15 protein-coding genes and 1 pseudogene are annotated in these 21514 nt (G+C 67.1%); 7 read left to right on the top strand and 9 right to left on the bottom strand.

Going from position 1 to position 21514, the window contains the following annotated elements; translation table 11 throughout:
* The first annotated feature begins 24 nt into the window (after positions 1-24).
* Positions 25-732 (top strand): class I SAM-dependent methyltransferase, encoded by a 708-nt coding sequence (locus VEC11_RS06445; RefSeq protein WP_464129817.1) that lies wholly within the window; start codon positions 25-27, stop codon positions 730-732.
* Here the strand turns inward: VEC11_RS06445 and VEC11_RS06440 are convergent.
* Positions 729-1619, bottom strand: a complete 891-nt coding sequence (locus VEC11_RS06440; RefSeq protein ID WP_464129816.1) for an FkbM family methyltransferase — start codon at positions 1617-1619, stop codon at positions 729-731. The genes VEC11_RS06445 and VEC11_RS06440 overlap by 4 nt on opposite strands.
* Positions 1620-1837: 218 nt before the next feature.
* On the opposite strand from VEC11_RS06440, the gene VEC11_RS06435 reads away from it, so the two are divergent.
* Both VEC11_RS06435 and VEC11_RS06430 read left to right on the top strand, forming a co-directional pair.
* A complete protein-coding gene (locus VEC11_RS06435) occupies positions 1838-3346 on the top strand; it encodes a lipopolysaccharide biosynthesis protein (RefSeq protein WP_464129815.1) in 1509 nt (502 codons plus the stop codon).
* 52 nt (positions 3347-3398) lie between these two features.
* Entirely contained in the window at positions 3399-4610 is a 1212-nt protein-coding gene (locus VEC11_RS06430) for a glycosyltransferase family protein (RefSeq protein ID WP_464129814.1), read from the top strand.
* On the opposite strand, the gene wecB is transcribed toward VEC11_RS06430, so the two are convergent.
* The 5 genes from wecB to VEC11_RS06405 form a co-directional block, all read right to left on the bottom strand.
* Positions 4561-5703 (bottom strand): non-hydrolyzing UDP-N-acetylglucosamine 2-epimerase, encoded by a 1143-nt coding sequence (gene wecB, locus VEC11_RS06425; RefSeq protein WP_464129813.1) that lies wholly within the window; start codon positions 5701-5703, stop codon positions 4561-4563. The genes VEC11_RS06430 and wecB overlap by 50 nt on opposite strands.
* 61 nt (positions 5704-5764) lie before the next feature.
* The gene (locus VEC11_RS06420; RefSeq protein WP_464129812.1) at positions 5765-7024 is read right to left on the bottom strand and encodes a hypothetical protein; all 1260 of its coding nucleotides are present in this window, start codon (positions 7022-7024) and stop codon (positions 5765-5767) included.
* The gene (locus tag VEC11_RS06415; RefSeq protein WP_464129811.1) at positions 7024-9237 is read right to left on the bottom strand and encodes a GumC family protein; all 2214 of its coding nucleotides are present in this window, start codon (positions 9235-9237) and stop codon (positions 7024-7026) included. Before VEC11_RS06415 ends, VEC11_RS06420 begins: the two co-directional genes overlap by 1 nt.
* A 14-nt stretch (positions 9238-9251) precedes the next feature.
* Positions 9252-9938, bottom strand: coding sequence for a polysaccharide biosynthesis/export family protein (locus VEC11_RS06410; protein ID WP_464129810.1), 687 nt, complete (start codon positions 9936-9938; stop codon positions 9252-9254).
* Positions 9939-10016: 78 nt separating this feature from the next.
* Complete coding sequence (locus VEC11_RS06405) at positions 10017-11378, bottom strand: O-antigen ligase family protein (RefSeq protein ID WP_464129809.1); 1362 nt, start codon at positions 11376-11378, stop codon at positions 10017-10019.
* 323 nt (positions 11379-11701) lie between these two features.
* On the opposite strand from VEC11_RS06405, the gene VEC11_RS06400 reads away from it, so the two are divergent.
* The 4 genes from VEC11_RS06400 to VEC11_RS06385 all read left to right on the top strand — a co-directional run bounded on the left by VEC11_RS06400 (position 11702) and on the right by VEC11_RS06385 (position 16741).
* Positions 11702-15589: a M10 family metallopeptidase C-terminal domain-containing protein gene (locus tag VEC11_RS06400; RefSeq protein WP_464129808.1), complete on the top strand. Its 3888-nt coding sequence runs from the start codon at positions 11702-11704 to the stop codon at positions 15587-15589.
* 10 nt (positions 15590-15599) lie between these two features.
* Positions 15600-15881: a hypothetical protein gene (locus VEC11_RS06395; RefSeq protein WP_464129807.1), complete on the top strand. Its 282-nt coding sequence runs from the start codon at positions 15600-15602 to the stop codon at positions 15879-15881.
* A gap of 12 nt (positions 15882-15893) precedes the next feature.
* Positions 15894-16304, top strand: coding sequence for a hypothetical protein (locus VEC11_RS06390; RefSeq protein ID WP_464129806.1), 411 nt, complete (start codon positions 15894-15896; stop codon positions 16302-16304).
* A gap of 65 nt (positions 16305-16369) precedes the next feature.
* The gene (locus tag VEC11_RS06385; protein ID WP_464129805.1) at positions 16370-16741 is read left to right on the top strand and encodes a hypothetical protein; all 372 of its coding nucleotides are present in this window, start codon (positions 16370-16372) and stop codon (positions 16739-16741) included.
* Between the two features lie 15 nt (positions 16742-16756).
* Here VEC11_RS06385 and VEC11_RS06380 read toward each other — a convergent pair whose 3' ends face one another.
* From VEC11_RS06380 to VEC11_RS06370, 3 genes and pseudogenes are all read right to left on the bottom strand, one after another.
* Entirely contained in the window at positions 16757-18454 is a 1698-nt protein-coding gene (locus tag VEC11_RS06380; protein ID WP_464129804.1) for a hypothetical protein, read from the bottom strand.
* A 123-nt stretch (positions 18455-18577) separates the two neighbouring features.
* Positions 18578-21115, bottom strand: coding sequence for a Calx-beta domain-containing protein (locus VEC11_RS06375; RefSeq protein WP_464129803.1), 2538 nt, complete (start codon positions 21113-21115; stop codon positions 18578-18580).
* 185 nt (positions 21116-21300) lie between these two features.
* Positions 21301-21514, bottom strand: a pseudogene (locus VEC11_RS06370) (endo alpha-1,4 polygalactosaminidase); the annotation flags it as partial.

The following is a 21514-nucleotide window of genomic DNA, read 5'->3' as shown; positions in this document are numbered from 1 at the left end:
GCGGGCAAGGCGGTATATCTTCCTATGAACACGACGATTTATTCAGACTCGACCTATTTGCAGAAGAACGAGAGCTGGCACGAGGAGGACAGCCCGTACAAGGTCGGGCTGGTCGCGAAGATCCTGGCAGCCAACGACATCGCCTTTGGCTCGATCGCCGATATCGGCTGCGGCGCCGGTCTCACCACCGAGCTGATGGCGCGCAAATATCCCCACGTTACGGTGCACGGCTATGACGTCTCCCCGGATGCGGCCGGTTTCTGGTCCCGGCGGACCGGGGAAAATCTGCAATATTTTCGGACCGACTTTGCGAGCTCCGGCCGCCACTACGACGTCGCCACCTGTCTCGACGTGTTCGAGCATGTCGAAGACTATTTCGGCTTCATCCGGGCGATCAGCCGGAACGCGACCTATGTCGTGTTCAACGTGCCGCTGGACATGTGCGTGCTGAAGCTCCTGACGCCGGGAATCAGGCGGGCCCGGGAGCGCGTCGGGCACCTCCATTATTTCAATGCCTACACGGCCACCGAGACGATCAAGGACTCCGGCCTGGAAATCGTCGACAGCTTCCTCTCGAACCCGTTCTTCACGAACCTGCCGCGCAACCCCCTGCAATGGTTGCTGCTGCTGCCGCGGATGATGCTGAGCCTGATCAGCAAGCGCCTTTGCTCGACCTTGCTCGGCAGCCACAGTATGGTGATCCTCGCCCGGCAGGGCCCGGCCCAGGGCTAGGCCGGCCCGTTTTCCATCCGGGCGAAGCCGGCCTCGTCGCGGCAGAGCACGACATCGTGCAGCCTGCCGGGCTCGAACCGGAAGGGGCGAAGCGCGACCTTGCCCGGATTGCGGTAGAATGAAGTCCGATATTCGTTCCTGATCTCGCGCACCTGGAACCCGGCCTCCAGCAAAGGCGCGATCAGCGCCTCCCCGTCATGCTCGTCGCCGATTTCCAGGAAGATCGCGCACTGGTCCTTCAACATCCCGACCGTCGGCACGAGGCTCCCGATCACCAGCGGCTCCGCGCCCTCGACATCGATCTTGATCAGGTCGACCTGCGACAGATCGACGAGCTTTCCGATGTCCGCGAAGCTGATCGCCCGAACCGCTTCCGACGGCCCGACCCCGCGCACGATCGAGCTGCCGCCTTGCTCATTCTCCCCGGCATAATGGAGCTCCACGGTGCCCGCTTGGTCCGCAACGGCAACATTCTGGGGGGAAATCTGGGACGCCCGGTTCAGCGCGACGTTCGCGCAAAGCTCCCGGTAGATCCTGCCCGAAGGCTCGAAGCTGATGACCCGGCCTTGCGGGCCGACGCACTGCGCCGCGAGCAGCGAATGATAGCCGATATTGGCGCCGATATCGAGGACGACGCCGCTCCTGGGCAGGAAGTTGGTCCAGGCCGCGCTGATATGTGGTTCGAATTCCCCGAAATAATGCAGGTACCATTTGATTGAATCGACCCGGTTCACCTGCATGTCGAAGCCATATTTGGTGCTGACGACGCCTTCTCCGCGGCCGAGGCCATGCTCCGCGAACCAGCGCATCGCACGGGGGTAGACGTCCTTCAGGAAGTCGCCGGGCAGCGAACGCGCCAGGCGCCGGTCGAAATCGGCAAAGCTCATGATCTTACTGGATTCCTTCGAAGGCTCCCCCTCCCCTCGATCCGCGCCTTAGTCAAGCGCCCCTTGGCGCCGGGAGCGTCCGGGCGCCGCGGGGCACAGCTTGACGCCCGGCGGACAAAGGCCGTAATTCGTCGCCGCCGACCGCGGCGACGCATTCCTTCGGAGCGAACCTTGCCGACATTCCCGTCCTTGCCGGCCCGTCCGGCCGAAGATGGGCCGTGCGTTCCGATTCCGGCCGCACGGACCGGCCCTTGTCCGGACGGCCCGGGCCGGCGCGCATGAACTACGCCTATCTGCTCGCGATGATCGGCAACCGCCTGGTCGCCCTGATCAGCGTCATCATCCTGTCCTTCCTGCTCGCGCCGGCCGCGTTCGGCCTCTACATGCTCGCGGCGACCAATGCGCTGCTCACGGAAATCGTCTTCGGCCAATGGATCGTGATCAGCGCGAACAAGCATATCTCGCTTGCCGGAAGCGCGCCCGACCGGACGACGGCCTCGACGCTCGGCGCCGCCATGGCCGGTTATGCGGCGGTGATGGCGCTGGTCGCGCTCGCCTATCTCGTCTTTCCGGTCGCGCAGGCGACCCCGGCGCTGGTGGCGATCGTCCTCGGCTGGTCGACCGCCCTGGTCCTCTACGACGCCAGCCTCGCCAGCCAGAACGGGCTCGGCGAGAGCCGGGCCTATGCGATCCTCGCGCTCGGCAAGAATCTCGGTGCGTCGCTCCTCTCCATCGCCCTCGTCCTGATGGGCTATGGCGCAGTCGGCGCCATGCTCGGCCAGATCGTCGGGACGCTGCTGCCGGTCCTCCTGCTGCCCTCCTCGAACCGGCTCTGGCGGACCGTGCGCTTCGGGCTGGCCTCGAGACCATTGATGCTGAAGATGCTGAAGTTCGGCGTTGGCGGGACGCTGGCGCTCGGCCTCTACATGCTGTTCAACGCCACCAGCCGCAACCTGGCGGGCTATTTCCTCGGGGAGAGCGAAGCGGGCTATCTGAGCCTCGCGACCGATCTCTTCTTCGGCCCGCTGGCGCTGATCGGATCGGCCTATAGCCTTTCGATCGTCCCTTCGCTCTACGTCGTCGCCGCGCAGGGCGATCCGGACGAGCGGCGGGCGCGCATCTCCGGCTTCATCCACATGAACCTCTATCTCGCCATCCCCTATGCGGTCGGCGGCGCATTGCTCGGGGCGGACATCGCCCTGGCGGTCCTGCCCGCGGCGAGCCAGGCCGAGATCGCCGCCATCTCCGCCGCGGTGGCGGTGCAGAGCGCGGCCATGCTCGTCCTCTACACCCTCACTGTCACGATGCTGATCTTCGACCAGCGCGCCCAGCTCATCCTCTCCGTCATCGGCACCTCCGCGCTCAACGCTCTCCTGCTCGCCTTGCTGCTGTCGCGCGGCCTGGGCCTCCCGGCCGCGGCCTGGGCGTCGGCGCTGCTGCTGGGGGTGGCGGTGGCCCTGTTCATCGGCATCGGCGTCGCGCGAGGGTTCATCCGGCTCGAGCTCCGCACCCTGGCCAGGATCGGCCTCGCCGCCGGCGGCATGGCCGGCGCGGTGTGGCTCTACGGCCGCCTGCTGCCCGGCGAGCCCTTCGGCGCGACCCTGATCGGCCTCGGCGTCTATCTTCTGCTGACTGCCTGGATGGGCGTCGCCTATTTCCGGGAGCTGATCCCGAAACGGCGCCAGGACCATATGGAAGTAGCGTCCATGCCCGGCCAGTTCGAATAGCCGGCCGCATGAAATTCCTCGAGGGAGCCAGGATGATCGGAACTGCCACGTCATGACGAACGAACCTGAGCCGGGGCCGGATCGACGCCTGGCGGCCGGGCATGCGGACGCCGCAGGCGGCGCGCGCGTCCTGCTCATCAAGTCGATGCCGCTGGAGCGGGATTCGCGCTCCCAGAAGATGGTGGCCGAATATCGGCGCAGGGGAAGCCGGGTCATCAACCTGCTCTGGACCCGCGGCGATCCCGTCGCCGAGGAGGAGGACCTCGTCGCGTTCCGGCGCGCGGGCCGCTACGGCGCGAAACTGGGCAGCCTGTTCAACTATATGCTGTGGCTCGGCTTCATCGCCCGGACGATCGTTCGGCTGAGGAAGTCGATCGAGATCATCCATCTCGTGGACTTCAACACCGCTCTGGTGGGCGTCCCCCTCGGCCGCCTGTTCGGCAAGCTGGTCGTCTACGATGCCGGCGACCATTTCGCGCAGGTCTTTCCGCAAGGCAGCTGGCGCTGGCGGCTGAGCGCGAGATGGGAGCGGCGGCTGGTCGAGCGGTCCGATCTCGCCATCTTTCCCGATCCGATCCGCCTCACCCAATATGGCGTGGAGCATATCCGCCATGCCTGCATCGTCGGCAATATTCCGGAGGAAGATACGGCGGTTCTGCCCGATCCGGCGGCGAGCCGGCCTTGCTCGGGGCCGTTCACGATGGTCTATATCGGCACGCTCGAGGCCGAGCATCGCGGCTTGGAATATGTTCCCCGCCTCTGTGCGGATCATCCGGGCCGGATCGCCTTCATCGTCGGCGGGCTCGGCCAGCTCACCGACTATTTCCGGGAACAGGCCGAGGGGCTCGACAATCTCGCTTATGTCGGCCCCCAGCCTTACGCGGAGGCGCTGCGCCTCATGGCCGGCGCGGACGCCCTTTACGGCCCCTATCTGCTGAGCACGCCGGCGCACCTCTACGCGGCCCCGAACAAGATGTACGAGCATCTGCTACTCGGCCGGCCGCTGATCACCAACAGCGGCACGCCGCCGGCCGCCCTGGTCGAGGCCCATGGCACCGGCTTCCTGTTCGACGGCAGCTACGAGGCGCTGGACCGGCTCGTCGCGTCGCTCGATCGCGATGCCTGCGCAAAGGCCGGGGCGCGCGCCCGGCGTCTGTGGGAAGTCGAATATCGCGATCTACGGCAGCGGCAGGTCGAGGAGTACTTCGTCGCGCTCAACGCGAAGCTGGCGCCCGGCCGGCTTCGCGCCGAAGCCGGTCGATGATCCGCTGGCTCGCCAGACCGTCGCCATAGGGGTTGATCGCGCGGGCCATGGCGTTCCAGCTTTCGGCATCGTCGAGCAGCCGGACGGCTTCGTCGACGATCGTCGCGCAGCTCGTGCCGACGAGGCGGACCGTGCCGGCATCCACCGCCTCCGGCCGTTCGGTCGTGTCCCGCATCACCAGGACGGGCTTGCCGAGCGAGGGGGCCTCTTCCTGGATGCCGCCCGAATCCGTCAGGATGAGATGGGCCCGACTCATCAGGAACACGAAGGGGAGATAGTCGAGCGGCTCGATCAGGTGGATGTTGCCGACCTGGCCGAGGATCTCGTTGACCGGCGCCCGCACCTGCGGATTCAGGTGGACGGGATAGACGATCTCGACATCGCCCCGCCCGGCGAGCGTGCGCAAGGCGGTGCAGATCTCCACGAAGCCGCGCCCGAAATTCTCCCGTCGGTGGCCCGTCACCACGATCAGCCGGCGGCCGCTGTCGAGGAAGGGGAAGCGGGCCTCGAGGCTATGGCGAAGCGCCTCGTCGCCGCGGATCCGCGCGTCGATATCGAGCAGGGAATCGATTACGGTGTTGCCGGTGACCTCGATGTCCGTCGGGTCGACGCCTTCCCTGAGCAGGTTCCGGCGCGCGACTTCGGTCGGCGCGAAGTGGAGCGAGGCGACGACGCCGGTCACGCGCCGATTGATCTCCTCCGGCCAGGGGGAATATTTGTTGCCGGTCCTGAGCCCCGCCTCGACATGGCCGACGCTGATCCGGCGATGATAGCTGGCGAGGCTTGCGGCCATGGTCGTGCTGGTGTCGCCATGGACCAGCACGAGGTCCGGGCTGAAGTCCTGCAGGACGCCGTCGACGCCGACCTGAAGCCTGGCCGAGAGCTCGGACAGGCTCTGGTTGGCGGTCATCAGGTCGAGATCGTAATCGGGCGCGATATCGAACAGCGACAGCACCTGGTCCAGCATCTCGCGATGCTGGGCGGTGACGCAGATCCGGGATTCGAAGAGCGCGGGCTCGGCGGCCAGCGCCTTCACGACCGAGGCCATCTTGATGGCCTCGGGCCGCGTTCCGAAAACCGACAAGATCTTCATCGGCCGGCGCTCTTGCCTTGCCGCGGCGCCCGCGCGGCCTCGTCAGCGTTCATTGGCCTTCTCAGATCGGTCTGATCGACAGCAGGTCGATCCAGGCGGCGACGCCGCCGGGATCGAAATCGCCGCGCAGCTTCAGGCTGAGCCACTGGCCCTCGCATCCGCCCGGCGGGACGCGGAACCGGGCGGCCGGGGCGATCCGGGCGGAAAGCTGCGGCAGATCCTGCTCGAGCAGGACCGTTCCCTGCGGATTGTTGCACTGGACCGACCAGCCCAGCCGGGCCGGGCGCACCTCTTCGACGGCACCGGCGGTCGCGCGGATTTCGTAATTTCCGGGCGAAAGCAGCAGCATCTGCCGGGCGGCCACGCCGCCGGCGCCGTTGCTGGCGCTGATCTGCAGGCGCCCGCCCGCACCGCCCGGGACGGCGGCCTGCTGCTCGGCACGGAAGTCCGGCTGGTCGTTCAGCAGCCAGTCCAGCGGCGGATAGGGGTTGGGCTGCTCGAACGAGCCGTTCCGGACGAGCTGCGCCCGGCCGTCCCCGCCCGCCAGCAACCGGTAGACGTGGAGCGCCGGCCCGTATTGGCGCTGCTCGATCAGCGCCGCCATCCGGGTCGCGACGATATTCCGTTCCTCGATCGGCGCCCCGCGGATCACGAGCTCGACGAAGCGCGCGAAATTCTCCGCATCGGGCGCATTGGAGGCGAGGGCGGTGAGGAAGGGCCGGCGCCAGGGCGGGTTCGTGTTCAGCAGGCGGGCAAGGGGCGGCACGATCCCGTCATTCGCCGTGGCGGCGACCAGGATCGGGAGCAGGGCGGCCGCGCTGTCCGGCTTCGCGCGCAACGCCGCGTCATAGTGCCGGAGCGCGCCCTCGATGTCGTTGGCGCGGACCCGGTCCTCGATCAGCCACATCTGGGTCGGCAGGTCGCGCTTCGACAGATAGCCGGAGAAGCGGAACAGCCTGGTCGCGCGAGCCTCCTCGTTGCGGGCGGTCGCGACGATGCCCAGCGTCCGCCAGGCGACGACAATGGTCGGATCGCGGCGGAGCGCCTCGAGCGCCAGCCGCTCGGCTTCCGCCAGTTGCGCGCGGCTGATCGGCAAGGTTGAGAGCCGCTGCTCCGCGGCCCTGGCGCGGGCCCTGGCGTCGAACGGCTGAAAGCTCATCGCCAGGTCCGGACGCACCGGACGGAGAATGTTGGCGCCGCTCACCGAAAAGCACAGCAGGCCCGCGACGAGCGCGAACGGGACGACGAACAGCAGGCGGAAGCGCGCGTTCGGGCTCAGAGCAATTCGGCGCGTCCCCTTCCTACGCCGGCCTCGGGCCATCAGGCCTTCTTCCCTTCGTCCGTCTGGCCGTAGCCATAGCCGTAGCCATAGTCATAGCCGTAGCCGAAGTTCGACTTCTTCGCCTCGAACTTGGTGAGGATCGCGCCGAGCAGCTGCGCCCGGCCCTGGCGGAGCCGGTTGAGCGCGAGCCTGGCGATCCGCGCCTTCACGCCCCGCGCCTCCAGCACGAACACCGCCGCTTCCGTGCGGCTGGCGATGATCGGCGCGTCGGCAAGGCCCATGACCGGGGGCGAATCGATGATCACATGGTCGAACTTGGTGAGCAGCTCCGCGATCAGCGCGTCGAAGCGGTTGCTGCGCAGCAGCTCGGCGGCGTTCGGCGGCTGCGGTCCCGCCGGCAGCACGAAGAACGGCTCGCCCTCCACCTGCCGGACCAGGCCGCCAAGGTCGCTGGTGCCGGACAGATAGTTGCTGAGCCCGCGATTGTTCTCGATGCCGACCTCGGCGTGCACCGAGGGCGACCGCATGTCGCCGTCGATCAGCAGGGTCCGGCTGCCGTTGCGCGCGATCGTATAGGCGATCGCGAAGGCGGTGATCGACTTGCCTTCGGCCGGCCGGGTGCTGGTGACCATGAGCGACTTCGGGGTGCCGTGATCGGTCGAGAAGGCGAGGTTCGTCTGCACGGAGAGATAGGATTCGATCAGGATCGACTTGGGATCCTTGAGCTCGGCCAGCAGATCCTCCGTCTCGCTGTTGGGGACGACGCCGAGCAGCGGCACGCCGATCCGCCGCTCGAAATCGCCCGGATCCGCCACCGTCTCGTCGATCTGCTCGCGGACGAAGGCCAGGCCGATGCCGGCTGCGGCGCCGGCGAAGAGGGCGAGGAGCAGGTTGATCAGCGGGCGCGGGCGCGACGGCTTCTCCGGCGGGGTCGCCTGGTCGACGATCGAGACGTTGTTGGTGCCGACGCCGCCCGCAATGCCGATCTCCTTGTAGCGCTGCAGCAGCCCGTCATAGAGCTGGCGGTTCGTGTCCACGTCGCGCTGGAAGATATTGTACTGGATGCTGCGGCGGCGCTGATCGAGGAAGGTCTGCTTCAGGCCCTCGACGTCCCGCGACAGGCTCCGCTCGCGCGTGACATTGTCCTGATAGGCATTCTGGATCGAGGCCCGGACCCGGTTCTCCTCGCGGGAGATGCTGGCATCGAGCTGCTGGATCTGCGCGGCAAGCGCGCGGGCCGGCGGATATTCGGGCTCGAACTGGGTCATCAGGCGGGAATATTCCGCCGCCGCTTCCGCGCGCCGCGACCGCATGTTGGCGATCGCGTTGTTGGTGAGCGCCTCCGCGCTCGCGCCGTTGCCGGAGCCGCGGAGACGGCTCTGCGCGCGGATCCGCTCCGCGGTCGCCGAGGCCAGCTCGGTGTTTAGCGCCGCCAGGCTTTCCGCGGTCAGCGAACGTTCGACCGGCCGGCCCTCGCCGACGCCGCCGCCGACCGGGATGTTGATGATCGCCTCGCGGGAGGCATAGCCGACCAGCTGGCGCTCTGAAGCCTCCAGGCGCGCGCGGAGCTCGCCGAGCCTCTGCTCCAGGAACTGGCGGGCATAGGAGGTCGCCTCATAGCGGCGTTCGAGGTTCGAGCGGATGAAGCCCGCGGCCCAGGCGTTCGCGACCCGCGCCGAGAAGCCGGGATCGGGGCTGGTGAAGCTGATGTCGACCAGGCGCGACTGCCGCATCGGGTTGATCGAGACGTTGTCGAGCAGGATTTCGCCGGCCGCGCGGACGAGCAATTCCCGGGCCGCCGCCGAGGGCCGGCCGCCGCCGGACAATTCCTCGAATTTGCTCGTTTTGCCGAACATTGCGAAAAATTCGCGATTCTCCGCCAGCCGCAACTGCCGCACCACCCGCTCGGCGAGCGATTGCGAGCGGAGCAGGCCATATTGCGTCTGATAGAATTCCTGCTCGCCGGCGCGCGTCTCGGGCTGGACCTCGTTGACCTCGACGATCCGCGCCCCCTCGCGCGCGATCTCGATCTGCGTCGTCGCGGTGTAGCGCGGCGTCGCCAGCAAGGTCAGCACAACGCCCAGAAGAAGCGCGACGCCGATCGCGCCGATGATCAGCCAGCGCCAGCGGACCACCATGCGGATATATTGGGTCAGCAGGGGGACCGCGCCCGAATCCGCCGCATCGCCGCGCGCCCGGTCGGCGAGCGGCGTGTATTTCCCATTCTCCTTGTTGAATGGCATGTCGTTCATTGAGCTGGGAACCTTTAACGCTGAAGCAGCGCAACAATGGGCGCCACGAACAGGGGTGACGCCTGAAGAATATCACGGAACAGCCGCCGCGCCGGCGAATCGCCCACCACGATGACGTCGCTCGCGTAAATCTCCGGATCCGGATAGGTGCCGCGCCGGATCGCGGCAAGATTGTAGAGCGCCGCCATCTGGCGGTCGCCGACGGTCCTGAAGACGACGACGTCCTGCAGCCGCGCAAACTCGGTCGCCCCCTTCGCGACGGCAATCGCCCGCATCAGGGTCATGCGCCCGACCACCGGATAGACGCCCGGCTCGGTCACCTGCCCGTCCACCGTGACAACCTGGCTGACCGATTGCTCCAGATTCACTGAAACCTGCGGATTGCGGACATAGGTGCTGAGCCGCTGGGTGATCTCGCGCGAAATCTCGTCGGGGGTCTTGCCCGCAACCTCGACCGCGCCGGCCAGCGGGACGGCGATCCGGCCCGACGAATCGACCAGCAGGGTCTGGCTGAGATCCGGCACGCCGTAGACGCTGATCGCCAGCCGGTCGGAGGGGCCGACCCGGTATACACGAACGCCCGTCCGGGGGTCGACCCCTTCGGGAGGCGGAAGCTCGGTTGCCGGCAGAACGGTGAGATGGGGCCCGGGTGTCAGCTGACGCGGACCCGAAGCGCATGACGCGAGCAAAGTCGCCGCCACCAGTGCAGAACAAAACCCTGATTTTAAAGACATTCACGGATCCCAACAGCTGTCGCCCGACAGCAGGCTTCGATTAGCTCAAGCGGTGGGGGCTGCCAACCCCTTGTCCTTCTCCTCACCGGTCGACCCACCGGGCAGCATCCAGCAGCAGGCGGCGGCCATCAGCACGGCGAGCCAGGGCGTCCGCAGCGGATAGTCGACGAGGCTGCTCAGCAGGATGAGCGCGACGACCACTGCTCCCGTCCGGCCGAGCAGGGCGGCCGGGGAGCGCACCTTGTGCCGCCACAGGGCCCAGTTGCGCACCAGGTACCAGACCAGGAAGACGGCGAGCAGCAGCACCGGCAGCACGCCGCCCTCGATCACGATCTGCAGCAGGTCGTTATGCGCCTGGTTCAGATATTGGGCAGTGACCGCGGACAGTGGCTCATAGGCGCGGAACACGGAATCGAAGGAACCGAAGCCCGAGCCGAAGGGGAGGAAATCCTTCGCCATCGCGAAATAGATGGACAGATTCTCGCCCCTCTGGCCCGTGTCGCTGCCGAGCAGGCGATTGAGCGCCTCGTCCCGCGCGAGCGCGATCGTCGCGAGCACGGCGATCGCCCCGACCGCAACGGGGATGAGCGTGACCGGCTGGAAGCGGAACCGCCCGGCCCGGCCATGCCCGTCGCGCGACCGGCGGCCCATCCGGATGCCGAAGGCGCTGATCGCGCCGATGCCGCCGAGGATCAGGCCCGCCCTCGAGCCCGCGGTGAGCAGCAGGGGGAAGAGCGCGGCGCCGGCGCACAATGCCAGCCAGAGCCGCGTCCGTTGCAGCGCCGGATCGGCCTGGGGCTGCGCCGCCCAGCAGGCGAGGCAGGGAAAGCCGATGGCGAGCAGCACGGCATAATGATTTCGGTTCGAGAAGAAGCCAACGGCGGCTTCGTCATTGGTGATGCTGTAGAAATAGGGCGTGTTGCTGGCGATCTGCATCACCCCCAGCAGCGCGTTCGCGCCGATCACGATCAGAAGCGGGGGGATCAGCATGGCCCAGAAGGCGCGCCCGATCAGGCAGAGCGCGAAGATCGCGGCGATCGGCGGCAGCAGGGCGAGCAGGGCATTCAGCGTCAGGTCCGGGGTCAGCGACATGGCGCGCCATCCCCCGTCGATGCCCGCCACGCCGAGCGCGTCCATGTAGACGCCGCGCCCGGGCAGTGAGGCCCAGAGCTGCGGCGGCAGCGGGATCAGCTGAACGGCGATGATCGCGGCGACGGCCAGCAGGAAAATCACCGGCAGGTGAATCATCCGCCATTGCTGGCGATCGATCTGCATGAGCGCGATCGCAATCATCACCACCGAGGCCAGCCGAACCAGCGGCAGGGACATCACGTCGGCGCGCGAGGCACCGCCGAAGATCGCGACCGCCCCGAAGAACACGCAGACGATGAAGAAGTTGATCCGCATCCGGGCCGGGGCCCTGCTTAGTTCGGCCAGCATTCGAATGCGCGTCCCAGTCCTGCGATGTCGCGGAGTTCCTTGCGACTCCATATCGGGCAGCAGGAAAAGCTCAATAGCCTTGATCCCTGCCCCGGGCGCGCCCCTGCGGCCGCCCCGCCGCCCCGCCGAGCGGCATTTCCTGCGCTTTGGCGCCTCGGGGCGCGTTCCGTTCGGACTCCGTTAAACTAGCAGTGGACATAAAAGGCGTACCGCGCCAGCTTGGCATTGCGCCCCCCCGCTGATAAGCGGCTCGAGAAAGCTAAGTCTGTCGAATCCAAGGGAATTTGAGAATGGCGAACATTGACGGCACCTCCGCGGGCGAAACCCTGATCGGAACTTCCGATCCTGACGTCATTCGGGGTTTCGAGGGGAACGACACGCTCGACGGCCGCGAGGGTGCCGATCAGCTCGAGGGCGGAACCGGGGACGATGTCTTCATCATCGACAATCCCGCCGACGTGATCGTCGAACTACTGGGCGAAGGCTTCGACGCGCTCTTCACCAATGTCAGCTACACGCTGGCGGCGGGCGTCTCGCTCGAATGGATTTCGACCGCGCTGACCTCGAGCACCGCCGCGATCAACCTTACCGGCAACGAGATCGCCAATTACCTGATCGGCAATAATGGCGCCAACACGCTGAACGGCGGCGGCGGCGCGGACATCATGATCGGCTTTGCCGGCGACGACGTCTATCTCGTCGACAATGCCGGCGACGCGGTCACCGAAAATGCGGGCGAGGGCTTCGATGCGATCCTGACCGACGTCAGCTATGTGCTCGCCGCCGGCGTGTCGCTCGAATGGCTGTCGACTTCCTTCACCGCCGGGACCGCCGCGATCAACCTCACCGGCAACGAGACCGCCAATTTCCTGATCGGCAATAACGGCAACAACAGCCTGAACGGCGGCGGCGGCGCGGACATTATGACCGGCTTTGCCGGCGACGACGTCTATCTCGTCGACACTGCCGGCGATCTGGTCAACGAGAATGCGGGCGAGGGCTTCGATGCCATCCTGGCCAATGTCAGCTATGTGCTGGCCGCCGGCGTCTCGGTCGAATGGCTCTCGACCTCGTTCACGGCCGGCACCGCCGCGATCAACCTCACCGGCAACGAAATTGCCAATTTCCTGATCGGCAATAATGGCGCCAACACCCTGAACGGCGGCGGCGGCGCGGACGTGATGACCGGCTTCGCCGGCGACGACGTCTATCTGGTCGACTCGGCCGGCGATGTGGTCAACGAAAGTGCAGGCCAAGGCTTCGATGCGATCCTGACCGACGTCAGCTATGTGCTGGCCGCCGGCGTCTCGCTCGAATGGCTCTCGACCTCCTTCACCGCCGGCACTGCGGCGATCAACCTCACCGGCAACGAGATCGCCAATTTCCTGATCGGCAATAACGGCGCGAACACGCTGAACGGCAGCGGCGGCGCGGACGTGATGACCGGCTTCGCCGGCGACGACGTCTATCTGGTCGACAATGCCGGCGATGTGGTCAACGAGAATGCGGGCGAGGGCTTCGACGCGATCCTGACCGATGTCAGCTACACGCTCGCCGGCGGCGTCTCGCTCGAATGGCTCTCGACCTCGTTCACGGCCGGCACCACGGCGATCAACCTCACCGGCAACGAGATCGCCAATTACCTGCTCGGCAATAATGGCGCGAACACGCTCGACGGCGGCGCCGGCGCCGACGTGATGACCGGCTTTGCCGGCGCCGACAATTTCGCCTTCACCGGCGCGCTCGGCGCGGGCAACGTGGATTCGGTCACCGATTTCTCCGTCGCCGACGATACCATCCAGCTCGGCGGCGCGGTTGGTCAGCCCTTCGCGGCGCTCGCCACCGGCGCGCTGCGCACCGGCACCCTGGTCATCGGCACGGCCGCGCTCGATGCCGACGACTATCTCATCTACAATAGCGGCACCGGCGCCCTGCTCTACGACGCGGACGGCAACGGCGCCGGCGCCGCGGTGCAGTTCGCGACGCTCGGCACCGGACTCGGCCTGACCGTCGCCGACTTTTTCGTCACCGGGGCGGTCAATAGCGCGCCCGCCATCACCTCGGGCGCGACGGCGAGCATTGCCGAGAACAGCGCCGCCAGCACGATCGTCTATCAGACTGCCGCCAATGACGCAGACGGCGACCGCATCACCTACTCGCTGAGCGGAGCCGATGCGGGGCTGCTGACCATCGACGCCAACGGCGCGGTGCGGCTGATCAATCCGGCCGATTTCGAGACCAAGGCGGTCTATTCCTTCAACGTCGTGGTCAGCGATTCGGGCGTCTCGACGCAGAAGGCGGTCACGCTCACCATCACCGACGTGAACGAGAATATCAGCACGCCGACGATCAACGAGATTGCCACCCCGAACGATTCGCGGTTCACCGCCCAATCGATCGATCCGGGCACCTTCCTGATCGCGAACAACCCCAATCTGCCCAATGACGATTATCCGTCGGCGACGATCGTCGGCAACATCACCGGCACCTCCGACGTCGACTTCTATTCGATCACGCTGCAGGCAGGCCAGCAGCTGATCCTCGACGTCGACGGCACGACGACCAGCCTCGATTCCTTCCTCTCGCTGTACGGGCCGACCGGCACCTTCATCGGCGAGAATGACGACCTGGGCACACCCGACCCGGGCTCGAACCCGCCCTTCCCGCACAATACGGATTCGCAGATCATCTTCCGCGCCGCGACGTCGGGCACCTATTATTTCTCGATCGGCTCGTTCGAGCAGGGCAGCCAGGGCGCCTACCAGCTGCACGTCAGCGTCAATTCGACCCCGGCCACGGCCGAGCAGATCATGGCCGAGGATGTCGAGGCCCTGGTCAGCGGCGCGGCCTGGAACCGCACGACTCTGACCTACGGCTTCCCGACCGCGGCGAGTCAGTATCCGCAGGATTTCGACGAGGTCGCGGATCCGCCGGGCCCGACTCCCGCGCCGACCTTCGAGGCGTTCAGCGCGCTCCAGCAGGCGGCGACGCGCTCGCTCCTGCAGCTGGTCGCCAACGTTTCGCCGCTGACCTTCACGGAGCGGACGGGCACCGGGCCCTATACGGACCCGAATTCATCGGCTTCGGCCGACCTGCGCTACGCCGAAACCAACGAGGCGGAGGTCGCCTACGCCTATCTGCCGACGAACATGGAAGGCCCCTCCAGCGAGAGCGGCAGCGCCTGGTTCAACCATGACGATTTCAACAATCCGATCCGCGGCAATTATGCCTGGATGGGCATCCTCCACGAGACCGGGCACGCGCTCGGCCTGAAGCACGGCCACGAATTCCCGCTGGCGATCAGCGCCGATCATGACAGCACCGAATATTCGGTGATGACCTATCGCTCCTATCCCGGCGACGACGTCGAGGGTTATGGCAACGAGCAATATGGCTATCCGCAGACGCTGATGATGCTCGACATCGCGGCGCTGCAGAAAATCTATGACGGCGCCAATTTCGCCTTCAATCAGGGCAACTCGACCTACACCTGGGACAGCAATACCGGCGAGATGTCGATCAACGGCGTCGGCCAGGGTGCGCCGGGCAACGGCGTCGGCGGCAGCGCCAACCGCGTCTTCCTGACGGTCTGGGACGGCAACGGCATCGATACCTACGACATGTCCAACTACAACAATGCCAACACCATCGATCTTCGCCCGGGCGAATGGAGCACGACGAGCCCGGACCAGCTCGCCAATTTGCGGGGCGGCGCCGGCGGGCCCCATTTCGCCCGCGGCAATGTCGCCAACGCCTTGCTGTTCGAGGGCGATGTCCGCTCGGCGATCGAGAATGCGAAGGGCGGCGCAGGCGCCGACACCCTGATCGCCAACCTCGTCGCCAACAACTTCACCGGCAATGGCGGCGCCGACACGTTCAAGTGGATGGCGACCGGCGATGCCGGCATGGGCTCGCTCGCCGATACGGTGCTCGATTTCGTCCGCGGCAGCGACAAGATCGACTTCAGCAATCTCGACGCCAATGCGATGGTGCCGGGGCAGCAGGACTTCGCCTTCATCGGCACCGGCGCCTTTACCGGCGCCGCGGGCCAGGTCCGCTACGACGTGACCGGCGGCAGCGCCCATATCTTCGCCGATACCAACGGCAACGGTACGGCCGACATGGAGATCATCCTCACCAACATCACCACGCTGGCGGTGTCGGACTTCAATTTCTGAGGATGATGACGTGTCTCGCCGCCTTGCCGCCTTTCTCCTCGCCGGCCTCGCGCTGGCGGGGAGCGGCGCCGGGGATGCGGCGGCGATGAAGGAGCGCCGCCCCATCCGCTCGACCGAGCTGCCGCGGCCGCTCGATCCCGACGTCGCGGTCATGACCGAGCTCGAGGCCGCGCGCCGCGCCGGCACGCTCGCCGCCTACGACCTGTTCATCCGCCGCCACGCCAACCATCGGCTGGCCGAGGTCGGCCGGCGGGAGCGGGCGGCGCTGGCGGCGGGGAAGCCGCGGCGCTAGGGCCGCGGGTCGATGGACTATACCCACCTCAAGAACCTGATCTCCCAATATACCGGCCTGGAGAAGGACGCGCTGCACATCCATGCGGCGCTGTTCATCTACATCCTGGCCGCGCTCCTGTTCAGGCGGTCGCCGCGCAGCCCGCTGCCCTGGCTCATCGTATTCGGGATCGAGCTCGCCAACGAGGCCCACGATTTCTGGGAGAATTGGGGCGCGCCGCTGTCCTGGGCGCTGGGCGAGGGCGTCAAGGATCTGTGGAACACGATGTTGTGGCCGACGGTCCTGCTGCTCGGCGGGCGCTACGGCCGCCTGCTCCTCCCCTCCGCGGCCGCGGGCGATGCGGCGCCGCCGGCCGGGACCGAAACGGGGGTGCACATGCCCGCGCCGGATCCCGAAGCGGACGGACGGCCTGGCGGCGGATAGACTTTGCCGGGCGGGGTGGCTTATGCTCGCGCCGCCGGCGCCTGGCGGCTCCGCAAAGGACGGTCATGATGCGGTGCCTTGCCTTCTTTCTTCTTGCCCTGCTTCTGGCCGGACCGGCGGCGGCGCAGCCCCGGCTCAGGTCGCAGCGCGTGCTGGGCGCCGAGCGGCTGTGCGTCTATCCCAATCCGGACACGCTGCAGCGCCGCGCCGAAGCCGGCGTGACCATAAGGGTCGGCATCTCCGAGCCCTGCCCCTTATATTATCCCGGGCCGACGCGGGCGCGCCCGGCCGAGCGAATCCCTTCGATGGCGACCCTGGTGCGCCAGCGTTTCGAGAACGGCATGGTGATCTGCGACTATGACTATCTCGGCCGCCGTTATTCCAGGGCCAGGCGGATGAACGAGATGTGCCCGTACACCGCCCATTTCGACCGCTGAGGCGCGAGAGAGCGCCTAGACCACCACCGCCACCAGGTTGGTCGCTGTCTGGCGATAGAATTCCCCCGGCGTCAGCCCCGCGGCCCGCGCCGCCCGGTTGTCGGCAAAGGGCCCGGGCAGCGAGGCGATCATCCCGGCGGGGAAGGCGGGCCGGTGCCTCGGATCGCCGAACCAGACGAGCTCATGGTCGGCGCGCCCGTCCCCGTCCCGCTTGATGATGCTCGCGCCCGGGCGGGGGGTGCCGACGCCGCCCCAATGCTGGCCGGCAGCGACGAACTGGTAGAGATCCCCGTCGCCCTGCCCGCGGATGACCATGCCGCCCGGGAAGACGCGCGCCGCCGGCGTCCGGCTCGAGCCGAACGTATAAGGGTCGAGATCGGGGACGAGATTGATCGCGCTGCCCGTGGCGAAGCCGGCATGCCGCGTGGGCGCCAGCGTGACGTTCGTGCGCAGCGCCCTGGCGTCCGGCATCGCCCCCTTCGGATTGACGATGACGCCCGGCGCGGCGACGTTCCACTTGTCGCCGGCGTCCGGCTCGCAATAGCAGCCGGTGAAGACGGAGCGGTTCGACTCCGCGGGCGCGATCGAGGTGTAGCCGCCCGTCCCGCCGGAGGCGTGGCACCCTTCATAGCTGTTGCCCAAGAAGCTCGCGTCGAAGAAGCCCTTCTGCGCCGGGGAGAAGGCGTTGCAGGCGGTGATCGTGCAGGCATTGGCGTCGGTGCCGTCGGCCATGAAGCCATGCTCGGTCGCGGCCACCGAATGGCAGTTGGAGAAATGGCTGAGATTGGCATTGCCGACCACGTTGCCGCGCCCCGCCTGCAGCGCGCTCCCGCACCATTTGAAGCCGCAGCCATGCGCGACGACGTCGCGGCAGACGACTGGAGCGGCCGACCAGATGCCGTAATGAAAGTCGGGCGGGCGGCTGCCGCTGATCCTGATCGTGAGACTCTCGATCGTCGAGAGCGCGGTTCCATTGGTGCCGTAGGCCAGCGCGTCGCCGCGCACCTTCCGGGCGAAATCCGGATCATAGGCGCGGCACGTGGCGAGGAGCCCAAGGCTGATGGCGCCGCGCATCACCCGGTTGAGCGCGCCGACGTTATGGAAGTCGAGGATGGTGGCGGACATGCCCGCGCCGCGGATGTTCAGCTGGCGCGCCGGAAGCAGCTGGCGGCCCACGCGGAAATGCCCGGCGGGAAGCTGGATGTTGAGCGCGGGCAGGTCCGGAAAGGCCTCATAGGCGAGCAGCTCCAGCGCGCGCGTGATGTCGTTGCCGGCGGCGGGATCGTGGAAATCGAGCACGCTGACGAAGTCGCCGAGCTTCGCCGCCGCCGGCCGGGCGACCGCATGGCGGTCATTCTGGCGAAAGAGCTGCGGCGACGCGCCCGCGCCGGGGACCTGGTCGAAGTCCATGCCTGCGATCACGCTGCCCAGCCGCGTCCGCCCCCGCAGGCGGTAGACGAGCGCCGGATCGAGGAAGATGGCGGGAAGGATGCCGAGGGCATTGGCCCGTACCGGGTTCGGGAGGGGGATGGAGAGGGCCGCATCGGCGAAGGCCGGCGCCGGCGTCGTCGTCCCGGCGAGGAAGATGTCGAGCAGGCCTTCCGCGAAGACCGCGCCGTCGGGCGAGGCCAGACGGGTGAAGGGCACAGGCGTGAGGCCGGTCGCGAAGGCGCCGAACAGGAAGCCGCGGCGCGAGAGGAAGGACATCGTCATCGGCGCAATCATAAGCAAGCGCGCACCGGGGTCGAGCCGCCGCGCGGCGTCCACCTCGATCCGGCATTGCCAGAACGCCCGGCGGAGAGGCTGGCTCCGCCGGGTGCGCGCCTCTCGCCTTCGTCAGATCACCGCGAAGTCGCTGGCAGTCAGGGCCGGATTGCCCTGCAGCGTCGCGAACAGCAGCGCAACGCCGGCGCCGGTGCCGTCGGCATCGTAGAAGAGCTGCCCGGTGCTGCTGTTGTAGATGATCCGGTCGTTCGAATCGGCCGCGGCGGCGCCGGTGACGAAGGCGCCGGCATCGAAGGCGCCGGGGGTGCCGATGCCCGCGAACCGCGCATCGTCGAGCGCGATCCTGTCGGTGCCGCTCTGGAAATCGGTGATCAGGTCGAAATTGCCGCCGCCGAGCGCGCTGGTGAAGGCGAAATTGTCGGCCCCGCCGAACCCGATCAGCACGTCGTGGCCGCGGCCGCCGTCCAGCGTGTTGGCGCCGTTGTTGCCAAGCAGATACTGGCCGATCTCGTTGCCGGTCAGGCTGATCGCGTCCGTGGCCGCAGTGGAGGCGGTCGACAGCCACTCGACCCGCTCGTCGGCCGCCAGGACGTAGCTGACGGAGGCGAGAATGGCGTCGAACCCGCCGCCGCCGACGGGGGTTTCGTGGACGAGGTCGCCGGTATTGTCGACGAGATAGACATCGTCCCCGTTGAACCCGGTCATGGCGTCCGCGCCGCCGCCGCCGTCCAGGACGTTGGCGCCATTGTTGCCAAGCAGGGTCTGGTCGAGCGCGTTGCCGGTCAGATTGAGCGCCGCCGTTCCGCTGGTCTGGAGGGTCGACAGCCATTCGACCGACTGGCCCGTGCCGAGCATATAGCTGACGCTCGTCAGCACCGCGTCGAAGCCCTCGCCGGCATTTTCGTAGACGAGGTCGCCGGCCGCATCGGCGACGAAGACATCGTCGCCGCCGAAGCCGACCATCACATCCACGCCGGCGCCTCCGTCCAGCGTATTGGTGCCGGCATTGCCGATCAGATAATTGGCGATCCCGTTGCCGGTCAGGTTCAGCGCGGCCGTTCCCGCCGTGAACGCGGTCGACAGCCATTCCACCTCCGCGCCCGCGGCGAGCGCATAATGATCGCTGGTGAAGACGGCGTCGAAGCCCTCGCCCGTGGCCTCGACGACCTGGTCCTCGTCGTCGTCCAGATAGTAGATGTCGTCGCCGGCGAGACCGACCAGGATGTTGGCGCTGCCGAGCCCGTCCATCGTGTCGGGGCCGGTCGTTCCGGTCAGGGTCTGGAAGTCGTCATTGTCGATGACCGCCCGTCCCTGGCCATCATTGATGAAGCCGAAGCTGACATTGGACAGGTTCAGGAAGAAATGTTCGTCGGCCTCTGCCGTGCTGTCCGGATTCAGCGTGACGGTGACGGTGCGGCTGTTCTGCCCGGCATCGAAGTGCAGCGTCCCGGACGCCGCCGTAAAGTCGCTCCCCGCGAGCGCCGTGCCGTTCGCGGTCGCATAGTCGACGTCGAACGCCTCGCCGGAGCCGGTGCGGGTGATGGTGAAGACGGCTGTCGACGTCCCGCCGGTCCCCTCGGTGATCGTGATGTCGTCGACCGCGAGAATCGGCTTGGGATCGTCATTGATTACGATTCCGGAGCCGGTCTGGTCGCCGTCCGTCCCGATGACCGCGTTGCCCGTCACGCCGATCAGGGTGACATTGAAGAGTTCATCCTGCTCGACGGTGGTATCGCCCCGAAGATAGAAGATCAGGTCCTTGCTGACCTCCCCGTCGGCGAAGCTCAGCGTGCTGTTGAAGGGGGTGGTGAAGTCGAAGTCGGCAGCGCTCACGGCGCCGGCATGTTGTGAATCGGGAAGCCGGTAGGTGACTGTCGCGGCGCCCTGCGCGCCGCCGAACCGGGTGATCGTGAAGACGATCGCGGTCACGCCCGAATCGCCCTCGATGACGTTCCCGATATCGTTGATCCTGAACTCCCCGCCAGCCGGCGGTATCGCATTCGTGCTCTCGACACGGATATCGTCGATGCCGATCCACTCGTCATTGCCCGCCTGGTTGGTGGTCATGATCCGGACCTCGAGCGTCGGGCAATTGTTCGCGTCCGTCGGCAGCCGGACGTCCACGCCCAGGCGGGTGGCGTCCGGCCCCTGCGTCGCGTCGGGGAGATAGAAGACGTTGGTCCAGTCGCTCGTCGGGCTCGTCCGGTACTGGACGACGAGCGGCGTCGTCGCATTGTCCAACGTCGGTGAATTCTCGATGTCGTAGGCGATGAAGCTGACGTCGATCTGCTTGCGATCCGTCGAATCGAGGTAGATGACGATATAGGGCGCATCGGCCGTGTCGGAGGCGCCGAGCGCAATCGTCCGGTTGCCGGCGAAGGCGCTGGGCTCGAACTCGGCGACGCCGCCGAGCGCACCGAGCGCGGCGTCGTCCGGATTGGTCTGGTTCGCGATCACGTCGACGGTCGGATTGGGATCGGCTGCAGTGAGCGTGCGCGGATCCACGCCGGGCGTCGACGTCAGACCGCTGCCCAGATAGCCGACGATGCTTGGCGCCAGGCTCCAGTCGTCGTCGGTCGTCACCTGGCCGGACGTGAACCATTCCTGCTGGAAAGTGCCGTCCTTGAGCTTGTGTCGAACCGTGCTCATGCGCGGGGCTCCTCGGAGACACGCGCGGCCTTGGCCCGCCGCGACGTCGAGTGCCTGTTCTTATGCCGCGGCCAGGAGCCGATGGCAAATCACTGGATCAAAGAGACAAATTCCCGGCCTGCTTGACAGGCAGAAAAGGGGCGCAAATGCCGACAGTCGGCCTTCGCGCGCCCTCGTCTCCGGCCTCAGATGACCTGGAAGTCGCTCGCCGTGAGCGTCAGGCCCGGGCTCATCGTCGCAAACTGGATCGCCGCGCCTGCGCCGTTTCCGTCTGCGTCGTAGAAGAGCTGCCCGGTGAGGCTGTTGTAGATGATGCGGTCCGACGCGTCCGCGGCGGCGGCGCCGGTCACGAACGCATTGGCATCGAGCGCGCCCGGGGCGCCGATGGCGGCGAAGATC

The organism is Allosphingosinicella sp. (genome assembly GCF_035626655.1).
Classification (GTDB): Bacteria; Pseudomonadota; Alphaproteobacteria; order Sphingomonadales; family Sphingomonadaceae; genus Allosphingosinicella.
The sequence above is the reverse complement of the archived record's forward strand: the minus strand, read 5'-3'. Positions and strand labels throughout refer to the sequence as shown.

Coding starts and splice junctions, on each gene's coding strand:
- VEC11_RS06445 (WP_464129817.1), top strand. CDS start 25: ATGAACACGACGATTTATTCAGACTCGACCTATTTGCAGAAGAACGAG.
- VEC11_RS06440 (WP_464129816.1), bottom strand. CDS start 1,619: ATGAGCTTTGCCGATTTCGACCGGCGCCTGGCGCGTTCGCTGCCCGGC.
- VEC11_RS06430 (WP_464129814.1), top strand. CDS start 3,399: ATGACGAACGAACCTGAGCCGGGGCCGGATCGACGCCTGGCGGCCGGG.
- wecB (WP_464129813.1), bottom strand. CDS start 5,703: ATGAAGATCTTGTCGGTTTTCGGAACGCGGCCCGAGGCCATCAAGATG.
- VEC11_RS06420 (WP_464129812.1), bottom strand. CDS start 7,024: ATGGCCCGAGGCCGGCGTAGGAAGGGGACGCGCCGAATTGCTCTGAGC.
- VEC11_RS06415 (WP_464129811.1), bottom strand. CDS start 9,237: ATGAACGACATGCCATTCAACAAGGAGAATGGGAAATACACGCCGCTC.
- VEC11_RS06405 (WP_464129809.1), bottom strand. CDS start 11,378: ATGCGGATCAACTTCTTCATCGTCTGCGTGTTCTTCGGGGCGGTCGCG.
- VEC11_RS06400 (WP_464129808.1), top strand. CDS start 11,702: ATGGCGAACATTGACGGCACCTCCGCGGGCGAAACCCTGATCGGAACT.
- VEC11_RS06390 (WP_464129806.1), top strand. CDS start 15,894: ATGGACTATACCCACCTCAAGAACCTGATCTCCCAATATACCGGCCTG.
- VEC11_RS06385 (WP_464129805.1), top strand. CDS start 16,370: ATGATGCGGTGCCTTGCCTTCTTTCTTCTTGCCCTGCTTCTGGCCGGA.
- VEC11_RS06380 (WP_464129804.1), bottom strand. CDS start 18,454: ATGACGATGTCCTTCCTCTCGCGCCGCGGCTTCCTGTTCGGCGCCTTC.
- VEC11_RS06375 (WP_464129803.1), bottom strand. CDS start 21,115: ATGAGCACGGTTCGACACAAGCTCAAGGACGGCACTTTCCAGCAGGAA.